This window comes from Sphingobacterium sp. JUb56 (assembly GCF_014191365.1).
Lineage (GTDB): Bacteria > Bacteroidota > Bacteroidia > Sphingobacteriales > Sphingobacteriaceae > Sphingobacterium > Sphingobacterium anhuiense.
The window spans coordinates 713,458-725,068 of the sequence record NZ_JACHWL010000002.1 but is presented as its reverse complement, the minus strand read 5'-3'; the positions used below and the strand labels follow the sequence as shown (position 1 = coordinate 725,068).

6 protein-coding genes are annotated in these 11,611 nt (G+C 37.4%); all 6 read left to right on the top strand.

The window, feature by feature from the left end; translation table 11 throughout:
• Window positions 1-469 precede the first annotated feature (469 nt).
• The 6 genes from FHR29_RS22600 (at window position 470) to FHR29_RS22575 (ending at window position 11,428) form a co-directional block, all read left to right on the top strand.
• Window positions 470-3,481 (top strand): TonB-dependent receptor, encoded by a 3,012-nt coding sequence (locus FHR29_RS22600; protein WP_221197915.1) that lies wholly within the window; start codon window positions 470-472, stop codon window positions 3,479-3,481.
• Between the two features lie 93 nt (window positions 3,482-3,574).
• Window positions 3,575-5,317 carry a RagB/SusD family nutrient uptake outer membrane protein gene (locus tag FHR29_RS22595; protein WP_221197914.1) on the top strand — a complete coding sequence of 581 codons (1,743 nt, stop codon included), beginning with the start codon at window positions 3,575-3,577 and terminating at the stop codon, window positions 5,315-5,317.
• 187 nt (window positions 5,318-5,504) lie between these two features.
• Window positions 5,505-6,581, top strand: a complete 1,077-nt coding sequence (rhaT, locus tag FHR29_RS22590; protein WP_183917362.1) for an L-rhamnose/proton symporter RhaT — start codon at window positions 5,505-5,507, stop codon at window positions 6,579-6,581.
• Between the two features lie 16 nt (window positions 6,582-6,597).
• Window positions 6,598-8,706, top strand: coding sequence for a bifunctional aldolase/short-chain dehydrogenase (locus tag FHR29_RS22585; RefSeq protein ID WP_183917360.1), 2,109 nt, complete (start codon window positions 6,598-6,600; stop codon window positions 8,704-8,706).
• 81 nt (window positions 8,707-8,787) lie between these two features.
• A complete protein-coding gene (locus FHR29_RS22580; RefSeq protein WP_183917358.1) occupies window positions 8,788-10,062 on the top strand; it encodes a TIM barrel protein in 1,275 nt (424 codons plus the stop codon).
• A gap of 10 nt (window positions 10,063-10,072) precedes the next feature.
• Window positions 10,073-11,428, top strand: coding sequence for an FGGY-family carbohydrate kinase (locus FHR29_RS22575; RefSeq protein ID WP_183917356.1), 1,356 nt, complete (start codon window positions 10,073-10,075; stop codon window positions 11,426-11,428).
• Window positions 11,429-11,611 lie beyond the last annotated feature (183 nt).

The window sequence follows — 11,611 nt, the reverse complement described above, 5'->3', positions numbered from 1 at the left end:
GTTAAGAATCTATTTTAAGTATTTAGAGAAAAGAGATAATGCTACTGCGCAAGAGCTAGTATATATCGCAACAAAATTTTTAAAACCATTTTATTTAAAATGTCCCCAAGGCATCTCGTAAATAAAATGGTTTTTGCTTTTTATTGAGTTTTAGTGAATTATTATGACTCCTGAATAGATTTTCAACCTTATTGAATCGATTTCAAACCGTTTATAAGCGAATCCGCTATAATTTTGACCTAGAGGGAATTGGAAAATAGCGCAACAAGAGTGCTTCTCTTCCTAACCAATGGAATTTTAGCGAACGATCTTCTTGAGTTTGCTAAGTACCAATTATAAACAAAAATATAAACTATACGATGATGGGATCAAGTTGAAATCAACCTTTAGGGGGATTATAGGATAAAGGTATGGTCCTATAATAAATGGAATAAAATAGTAATTCTAATCTAAAAACCAATTGTAAATTATGTTAACCCACTATTGCAATAAATACGCAAAAAGCACCTTGCTATTAAACAGTTTATTTTTAATAGCGATGACTACTTATGGTCAAGCAACTTCCATAAAGGGAACTATTCGAGACTCTTCTACAGGAAAAACCATAAGCAACATTACCGTTAAAGTAAAAGGAAGTTCGGTCAGTACACAAACAAATACCGTCGGTAGCTTTACCATTCAAGCTAATCCCGGAAATACTTTGATCATTTCCTCGGTCGGATATCAGGAAAAGGAGGTTATTGTACCTCAGGGGGGAGTTGTTGATGTTACGCTTGTTCCATTTGAAAATGTACTTGACGAATTAGTTGTTGTCGGATACGGAACACAAAAGAGATCGGATGTTACGGGTTCTGTGGCATCAGTGCCAAAAGATCGATTATCAAAAATTCCGGTAACAAATGTTATGCAGGCCATACAAGGAGCAGTATCAAATGTGACTGTTTCACAGGCATCTTCTATTCCTGGAGATGCACCATCTGTTCAAGTTCGTGGTAAAAATTCGATCACTGCAACATCAGAGCCTTATCTTGTTGTTGATGGCATTCCTTTATCAAGGACTGATGGCTCTATTAATGATATCAATCCCAATGATATTGAGTCGGTCGAAATATTAAAAGATCCATCAGCTGTTGCGATTTATGGTGTGAACGGTTCTAATGGTGTTATTTTGATCACTACAAAACGCGGTACATCTGGAACTCCCCGCATTCGTTATAGTGGATATGGCGGAGTCGAGAATGTCGCGCATATCCTTAAACCGGTGTCTGGCGAAGAGCTTTTAAAACGTTATGCTGAATATGCCCGCATTAATAATGGTACGCTATATAATGGTGGCCCAGTGCGCAATCAGTTTGAATTTGATAATTATACCAATGGTGTGACCACAGATTGGTTGGATGCGGTGATGCAGACAGGTGTGATCCAGAATCATAATGTCAGTTTATCGGGAGGAAGTGAGAATGCCAAGTACTTTGTTTCTGGAGATTATCTGGATCAAAAGGGTGTACTTTTAGGTTATAATTATAAGCGGTATTCATTTCGGACCAATACTGATTTTAAACCAACGAAATATTTATCGGTAGGTACATCTTCTTTTATCGTTGCACATAATAAAGACGGTGGTCGTGCCAGTTTATTACAAGCAGCAGCAATGAGCCCTTATGCTAAAATGTATAATGATGATGGTTCGCTAACACAGTTTCCGATGTATTCGGAACAACTTTGGACCAATCCACTTTTGCCAACGACATTAAATCCAGAACGTCGTCAATTTAATATCTCCTTAAATGGTTATGCAGATCTTAATTTTGGGGAGCTTTACAAACCGCTGGCTGGTCTAAAATACAAACTCAACGCCGGATATTCTTACGTTCCTGTTCGTAATAATGAATATGAAGGTGAGAGTGTTTATAATTTTGCCGGAATGGGCCGTATCACCAACAGTGAATCTCAGTCTTATACAGTAGAAAATATAATAACCTATAGCAAGGATTTTGGTAAGCATCATCTTGATTTCACAGGATTGTATGCCTCAAAAAGTAAATATTGGCAACAAGCTATTGCTACGGGAGAAGTATTTCCTAATGATGCCCTGGAATGGGGTAATCTAGGTGCTGCTGCTACACAGAAAGTATTTTCCCAAGCCGACTTGTACCGCTCTATTTCTCAAATGGGAAGATTAAACTATTCTTATGATAGCCGTTATTTATTTACAGCAACCGTTCGTCGGGATGGAGCTTCTATTTTCGGTAAAAACAATAAGTATGGTGTATTCCCATCTGCAGCAGCAGCTTGGAATATACATAATGAATCGTTCATGAATGGTGCTAAAGATGTGGTGGACAATCTAAAATGGAGGATATCCTATGGTATTTCTGGAAATGAAGCTATTCCACTGTATGCAACTCTTTCGTTGATGAACGCAAGTACGATCTCAATGAATGGCTTATCCAATACGGCATTAAACATAAGGCCACTAATGGGGAATGATAATCTACAGTGGGAAAAAACAAAGGGATTCAATACAGGGGTTGACTTCGGGTTATTTAAAAACAGAATAAGTGGAAGTATCGATGTCTATAAGACCAACTCTTATGATATGCTTTTAAAACAGCGCCTTCCAAGGCTTACGGGTTTTGAAGATGTGTTTTTTAATATTGGAAAGATTGCTAATACAGGTATAGACCTGACATTGAATACTAAAAATATCATTAAAGATGATTTTAATTGGTCTAGTACAGTAGTATTCTCCCGAAATAAAAATAAGATTGTAGAAGTTTATGGTGATGGTAAGGAGGATCTGGGAAATCGATGGCTGATCGGGCATCCACTCGGTATCATCTATGATTTTACCAAAGTGGGGATCTGGCAGGAAGAGGAAATAAAAGCAGGAGCTAATAAAGGATGGGATGAACGTGCAGAAGCAGGAAGTTTAAAATTGGCCGATCTAAATGGTGATGGTCTGATCAACGAAGGTGATCGATCAGTATTGGGACAAACTGCTCCGAAATGGACCGCTGGACTTACCAATACGTTCGGATATAAAGCGTTTACTTTAAATGTTTTTATAAACACGGTTCAAGGTGCACTACTCAATAATCCACAGATCGGTTCGGCAGCAGATGAAATGGGACGAAAAAGTACACCAGCAGAATTGGGCTATTGGACTCCTGAAAATAAAAGTAACGAGTGGCGTTCCTTGAGTAACCGTTCCAATGTATATGGTTATGGATTTCCATCAAATGCAAGTTTTACGCGGTTGAAAGATGTGACAATAAGTTATAACATGCCGCAGCATACATTCAATAAATTAGGCATTAATGGTGCTACGATTTATGTAAGCGGTCGAAACCTATATACGTGGACCAATTGGATCGGTTGGGATCCTGAAGCTCGAGATATCACCCGTGGATCTGCAAATGATAACCTGAATTATCCGATGGTTCGCACTTATGTACTTGGATTTAATTTAACCTTTTAATGAAATCATGAAACCATCATGAGTAAATGTGCACAAAGAAAGATGAATACTGCTCATGATAGCTTCATCATCGCTAATAAATAATATATACTGATGAAAAAAACAATGAATATTCAAAATAAGTTATTACCTGTAGTTGCTGTCTTTTTGTTAGGTTCTGCATCTTGTAGTAAGAATTTTCTGGAAGAGAAACCCTATTCTAGTTACGAAGCTGGAAATAGTGATCCATCAACAATAGAAAATAGAGTTTTAGGTTTGCATGCAACTTTCGGACAATTATGGGGATATAGTGGCCGTCAAGGATTTTTGTCGTGTTGGCAGATCGGTACTGATATCGCAAATGCTGGTTCTACGGAAGGTGTGGAAAATGCTTTTTTTCAATATGCCGATCTCAATCCAGAAAATGGGGGAGTAAGCTACTTATGGCAAAAGTGTTACGAGTTTATTAATAATGCAAATAGCATTATTGAAGCTGTAGGGGGAAATAATCCAAAGGCAGCAGCAGAAGCAAGATTTTTTAGGGCTTATGCTTATCATATGTTGGTCACGCTATGGGGCGATGTGCCTTTGTTGACCACTTCTATTAAAGTTCCAACGTTCAATTATGTACGAAATTCTACTGTAGAAGTGGACAAAGTGATTGTTGAAGATCTGGAATATGCGGCTAAGGAATTGGCTAATGTTGGACAAGCCGTTGCTCCAAGCCGGATCAATAAAGATATGGCAAGACAATTGGCTGCTGAAGTTTATCTTCGAATGGGCATGAGAGATCCTGCTTATTTTGCTAAAGCAGAAGCCATGGCAACAGCCATCATTGAAAGCGGCAGTTATAAATTAATTGATACCCGATATGGTAAATACTTAAATGAGGGTGGCGATGCTTTTCGAGATATGTTTAGACAGGGCAATATGCGCCGCGCTCAAGGAAATACCGAAGCCATATGGACTTTTGAAGTTGAATTTAATCGCGAAGTGAACGGTGGAACTATCGATAACCCGCAGCACCGTCGTGTATGGCAACCTTCCTATCATAAATGGGATGGCATGGTAAACGCGGATTCTCTTGGTGGAAGAGGTAATGGGCGTTTGAGATTGAGCAATTTTATGAAGTATACGGTTTGGAAAGGACTTCAGGGTGATATCCGGAATAGCAATTATAATATCCGTCGTACTACAAATTATAATCGACCTAATATGACCGTCAACAATGCTGTGGTAACACCATGGAGTACAGAAATCGGTCTGGATGCCGATGGTTATCGTGTTGTTAAAGGTGCAGGGGTTAGAAATGTGACTATAAAAACTGGTGATAAAGTTATTCCTTTTCGTACAGACAGTTTGGAGGTATGGTATCCTTTCCCAACTAAGTGGGGTGGTTATGATCCGCTGGATGATTTTGGCTATGCATTGGTCAAAGATTGGCCGGTCATGCGGTTTGGAGAAACGTATCTATTAAGGGCAGAGGCACGTCTGAGACAAAATAACCTAGGTGGTGCGGCTGATGATATCAATAAGTTGAGAGACCGTTCTTTTAAAGAGGCTCGTGGTCAATCTGGAAACAACGCTCTAGGAAGGGTTCTCGCATCAAACATGACGATCGATTTTATTCTTGATGAACGTGCCCGTGAGTTGATTTCAGAAGAAAATCGTAGAATGACTTTGGTGAGAACAAATAAACTCAAAGAACGTATTGCTTTAAATAGTGATCAGGGACCTGCAAATAAAATCATCAGTGGTTTTCAAGATTACAATATTTTACTTCCAATCCCTTTGAGTGAAATTCAATTAAATAACAAAGAAGGGGAAGGGCTTAAACAAAATTTAGGATATAAATAATCTAGTTTTATTACTTTATAATAATATGCAAAAGGTCAATTTTCCACACAATGAAAATTGACCTTTTGCTTCTAAATCATGAAATACCTGTTGGCTATAATCTCTGTATTTATGCATAACAGTCCATAACAGTTTACCTATTTTAATCTTGTAATTTAGTTTATGTACAATACCTAAAAAGATAAATATGAATGCTGTTTTCGGAGTTTTATTTCATTTCATTGGCGGTTTTGCGTCAGGAAGTTTTTATGTGCCTTATAAGAAAGTTGAAGGATGGTCATGGGAATCCATGTGGATCCTAGGTGGTCTATTTTCTTGGATTATTGTACCACCATTTGCAGCATGGTTAACTATTCCTAATTTTTGGGAGATTATCAGCAATGCCCAGGCAGCTACTTTATATTATACTTTTTTATTTGGATTGTTATGGGGTATAGGTGGACTTACCTATGGTCTAGGGATACGTTATCTTGGTGTTTCCTTAGGTAGCAGTATTATTTTGGGCTTAAGTATGGTCTTTGGTTCGCTGATGCCAAGTCTTTATTATTTTTTTTACCCCACAGTGGGTAAACATGGAGTCAACTATTTTTTTACGACTCAATCTGGAACTTGCATATTGATAGGTTTATTAATATGTCTAATGGGTGTTGTGCTGTGCGGTCGGGCAGGTGTTTCAAAAGAGAAAAGTCTTGCGACTCTTTCTAAGGACGCAAGGACTGATTACAATTTTACTCTGGGTATTATCGTTGCGATCATTTCTGGTGTACTTAGTGCTTGTTTCAATTTTGGTATCGAAGCAGGTAAACCGCTTGCTAATGTTGCAAATTCCATATGGAAAAATAGTAATTCGAACAGTGGAGAATTTCTTTATCAAAATAATGTGACTTATATCATTATCCTTTGGGGAGGTTTTACTACAAATTTTATATGGTGCGTCTATCTCCTAATTAAAAATAGAACTTTTTCAGACTATACTAAATCCAATGTACCAAAAGTCAAGAATTTACTTTTTTGTGCTTTGGCAGGTACAATGTGGTATTTACAGTTCTTTTTTTATGGTATGGGTGAGAGTCGATTGGGTAATGGTGCCAGTTCTTGGATTCTTCACATGGCGTTCATTATTTTAATTTCAAATGCTTGGGGAATTATATTAAATGAGTGGAAGGGCGTGAATAGAATGGCATATCGATCTATAATTGCAGGCATAGCGACAATCATAATTTCTATTTGTGTCGTAGGGTTTGCAAGAACTTTAGAAAATTAATTTAATATATATAGCAGTGAAAACATACAAACATGTAAATTATTTGTGGGACGATAAAATAGCGCAATCATTGCAAGGTGATGAAGTTGCTTTATTATTATATCGTTCAAATATTCTAGGCGCCGATCTAAGAATTACTAATTATGGAGGTGGGAATACTTCTTGTAAAGTTTTGGAGAAAGATCCGCTTACTGATGAAAGTGTTGAAGTCATGTGGATAAAGGGGTCTGGCGGAGATATCGGCACGCTGAAGAAGTCAGGGCTTGCAGCATTATATCTTCAGCGCTTACGTAATCTTGAAAATGTGTATAGAGGAATCGAATATGAGGATGAAATGGTCGCACTATTTAATCATTGTATTTTTGATTTAAGCTCTAAGGCGCCTTCTATTGATACACCCTTGCACGGATTTTTACCATTTAAGCATATTGACCATTTACATCCAGATGCCGCAATTGCAATCGCAGCTTCTAAAGATGGGAAAAGGATAACTGCTGAATTGTTCAAAGGATCGATCGGTTGGGTTGATTGGCAACGTCCTGGTTTTGATTTAGGCTTACAATTAAAAGCCTGTTTAGAAGCAAATCCTGATATCAAGGGTATTATGTTGGGATCTCATGGCTTGTTTACTTGGGGAGACACTGCTTACGATTGTTATATTAATTCTTTGGATGTTATTGAGACTTGTGCCACCTACCTTGAACAAAGTTATGGTAAGAAGAATAACGTGTTTGGCAGCCAGAAAATGGTAAGTCTTAGTAAAGCAGAAAGAAATGCGCAAGTCGTAAAATTAGCTCCTATTTTGCGAGGATTTTGCTCAAGTGAACGCCATATGATCGGACATTTTACAGACGATGAACGTGTTTTAGAATTTATCAATTCAAACGATCTGGATCGATTAGTACCATTAGGGACAAGCTGTCCGGATCATTTTTTAAGAACTAAAATCCAGCCCTTAGTACTAAATTTAGATAAATCTGAATGTTTAGACAATGTAGTGGAGGTTAAAAGAAAATTGGAGCCTTTGTTTGCAGGATATCGAGCGATGTATGAACAGTATTATGACAGTTGTAAACATGAAAATAGCCCTGCTATTCGGGATAAAAACCCCGTTATTGTTTTATATCCCGGTGTTGGATTGTTCTCGTTTGCAAAGGATAAACAAACTGCTCGTGTGGCTGCTGAATTTTATATTAATGCAATTAATGTAATGAAGGGTGCTGAAGCGGTAAGTGAATATACTGCTTTGCCACGTCAGGAAGCTTTTGATATTGAATACTGGCTATTGGAAGAGGCAAAATTACAACGTATGCCAAAATCAAAAGCATTATCAGGTAAGATTGTACTCGTAACGGGTAGTGGTGGTGGGATTGGAAAGGCGATTGCAAGGAAGATGGCGCAAGAAGGTGCTGTTGTTGTGTTAAATGATATCAATGCTGATCGGCTTGCATCATGCGAGGAAGAATTTGTAGAAGCGTTTGGTAGAGATGCGGTTATGACGACATTGCTCGATGTCACTAATGAGGAACAGATAAAACATGCGCTCAATGATGCTGTACTAGCTTTTGGTGGGATTGACATTGTCGTTAATAATGCGGGGTTATCCATTTCTAAAACGATCGAGGACCATACGCAAGAAGATTGGGATCTTTTATATGATGTTTTAGTTAAAGGTCAGTTTCTGGTAACTCAGGCATCAACAGCTATTTTAAAAGCACAAAATATCGGTGGTGATATAGTCAATATTGTAAGTAAAAATGCTTTAGTAAGTGGTCCAAATAATATTGGTTACGGTAGTGCAAAGGGGGCTCAATTGCACATGAGCCGTTTAAGTGCCGCTGAATTAGGGGCAGCAAAAATTCGAGTAAATGTAGTGAATCCGGATGCTGTAATTTCTGATAGTAATATTTGGGCAGGTGGATGGGCCGCAGGTCGTGCTAAGGCATACGGTATAAAGATCGAGGAGTTACCGGCGTACTATGCAAAGCGTACTTTGTTAAATGAGATTATTCTACCAGAAGACATTGCAAATGCTTGTTTTGCACATGTTGGTGGCTTACTAAACAAATCTACAGGTAATATTTTAAACGTTGATGGGGGAGTGGCAATGGCTTTTTTAAGGTAGGTTTTATATCTTAGTTTTTAGGTGATGAAAAGAAAGTACATGCTGTATCTAAGTAAATTTTAACCAATAACCATTTTTGATATGATTTTAGATCAACAATTGATAGAAAAGCACAATAATAAATTAGAAAAAAAACATAATCGAGCATTTGAATTTATTTCCCAAGATATTGATGATGTTGAGGAGCTTATTGCTAAACTTCAGAAATTTCAGATCGGAATACCAAGTTGGGCATTAGGGACAGGTGGTACACGCTTCGGACGTTTTTCTGGCCCTGGCGAGCCAGGGAGTTTGGAGCAAAAGTTTGAAGATGTTGGTCTGCTACATGCTCTTAATAAATCTAGCGGAGCTATTTCCTTACATATACCTTGGGATATTCCAGAAGACACCGCAAGAATGAAAGAATTGGCACGTTCTTTAAATATCACGTTCGATGCTGTTAATTCCAATACTTTTCAAGATCAACCACAGCAGGAACATAGTTATAAGTATGGATCTTTGCATCATGTCGATCCTAAGGTTCGCAAGCAGGCTATTGATCATAATATAGAGGTTATCAATTATGGAAAAGCTCTCGGTTCAAAGGCTTTGACTGTTTGGTTAGCTGATGGTTCATCTTTTCCCGGTCAATTGAATTTCCGTGAGGCTTTTCAGAATACGTTATCCAGCTTGCAGGAAATCTATAAACACTTACCCGAGGATTGGAAATTGTTTATCGAGTATAAAGCTTTCGAACCTTATTTTTATTCGATGACCATTGGAGATTGGGGGCAGTCTCTACTATTGGCAAATAAGCTGGGGCCTAAAGCATATACATTAGTGGATTTGGGACACCATTTACCAAATGCTAATATTGAACAGATTGTATCATTGTTGTTAATGGAGGGAAAGCTGGGCGGTTTTCATTTTAATGATAGTAAATACGCCGATGATGATTTAACAGCGGGGAGTATTAAGCCCTATCAGCTTTTTCTGATTTTTAATGAATTAATTTATGGAATGGATCTGAATGGAATGGAACACGCTACAGGTTTAGGCTGGATGATTGATGCCTCACATAATCTTAAAGATCCTTTAGTGGACTTATTGCAATCTGTTGAAGCCATTAAAATTGCTTATGCACAAGCATTACTTATCGATCGTATTGCACTCAAGGCGGCTCAACAAGCGAATGATGTTGTAAAATCACAAGAAATTCTTCAAGATGCATTTCGTACGGATGTAAGGCCATTGGTTGCTGAATCTAGGTTGAGGAGTGGTGCCGCTTTAAATCCAGTATTATTATTTGAGGAGGAAAAATTACGTGATAAGTTGATTGCAGAGCGAGGTTTACAAACTATTGCAACTGGATTATAAAGTTTTAAGAATGAATAACGATAAAATTCCTGTAATTGCTATTTTCGATGTTGGTAAAACCAATAAAAAGCTTTTTCTATTTGATTCTAATTACCAGATCGTATTTGAACGCTCTGCCAGATTTTTAGAAACAAAGGATGAGGACGGAGATCCGTGTGAAAATCTTGAAAGTCTTAGATTATCGGTTTTTGATTCACTTCATGAGGTATTTAGAAAAAATGAATTTGAAATTAAAGCGATTAATTTTACATCATATGGGGCTAGCTTTGTATATCTTGATGAAAGGGGTAGACCCTTGACTCCTTTATACAATTATCTAAAAAAGTTTCCAGTTACTATTCAACAAGAACTGCATAATAAGTACGGAGGAGAGGAGCATTTTTCTTTAATGACTTCATCGCCAACTTTAGGGAGTTTAAATTCGGGTTTTCAAATTCTTAGATTAAAAAAGGAACATCCAGAAATTTATAAACATGTCAATTTTGCTTTGCATTTGCCCCAATATTTAAGTTTTCTAGTTTCTGGAAAATTCTACTCAGATATGACCAGCATCGGTTGTCATACTGCTTTATGGGATTTTGAAAAAAACGAGTATCATAAATGGGTTCAAGATGAGGGTATTACAAAGGTTTTAGCTCCAATTGTTGAAGGAGATGAAGTTTTTGATGGTGCTTTTCCGGGTAGTTCTTTTAGAGTAGGGGCGGGGCTTCATGATAGTTCTTCGGCGTTAATTCCTTATTTATTCAATTTTGATGAACCATTTGTATTGATATCTACGGGAACTTGGTGTATTTCGTTTAATCCATTTAACAATAGTGCTCTAACTTCTTGTGAATTAAAAAAGGATTGTTTGTTTTATCAATCTTATTTGGGAAAGCCAGTGAAGGCTTCGAGGTTATTTGCAGGCTATGAGCATGAACTGCAATCTAAGCGAATTGCTGATTTCTTTTATGTTACTACAGCAAAGTTTCGTAATCTTCAGCTTAATAGACGGATCATAGAAAAATTAATGAAAGAGCCTGTAGTTGTGGATTTAGAAGCATTTTCGAAGATTGAGCTTGATCGTTTCCATAATTATGAAGAAGCTTACCATAGTTTAATTTTACACCTCATCAAAGTCCAGGTGGAATCAACAAAACTAGTTTTAGATGCTAATAAGATCTCTAGAATATTTGTAGATGGTGGCTTTAGTAAGAACCATATTTATATGAGTCTTCTGGCACAAGAATTTCCTGAAGTCGAAGTTTTTGGTGCCTCAATGGCTCAGGCAACAGCATTGGGCGCAGCGCTAGCTATCCATGACCATTGGAATGAACTGGCGATACCGAATGACCTTATTGCATTGCGGTATTTTAGAAATAAATGAAATTTTAATTGTTTAAGATCTGAGCTGTGAATAAAAATGGGCGACTGTAATCACTTGCCCATTTTCTTAATCATAAAGGGTTTTTAAAAGGAGAGCGTGAAAAGCCTTTAAAAAAAACAATTCTTTTTTAAAAGTGATTAGGTAAACGAGCTTACAGGTTTTTAACTCTTCATCAATTGGGTA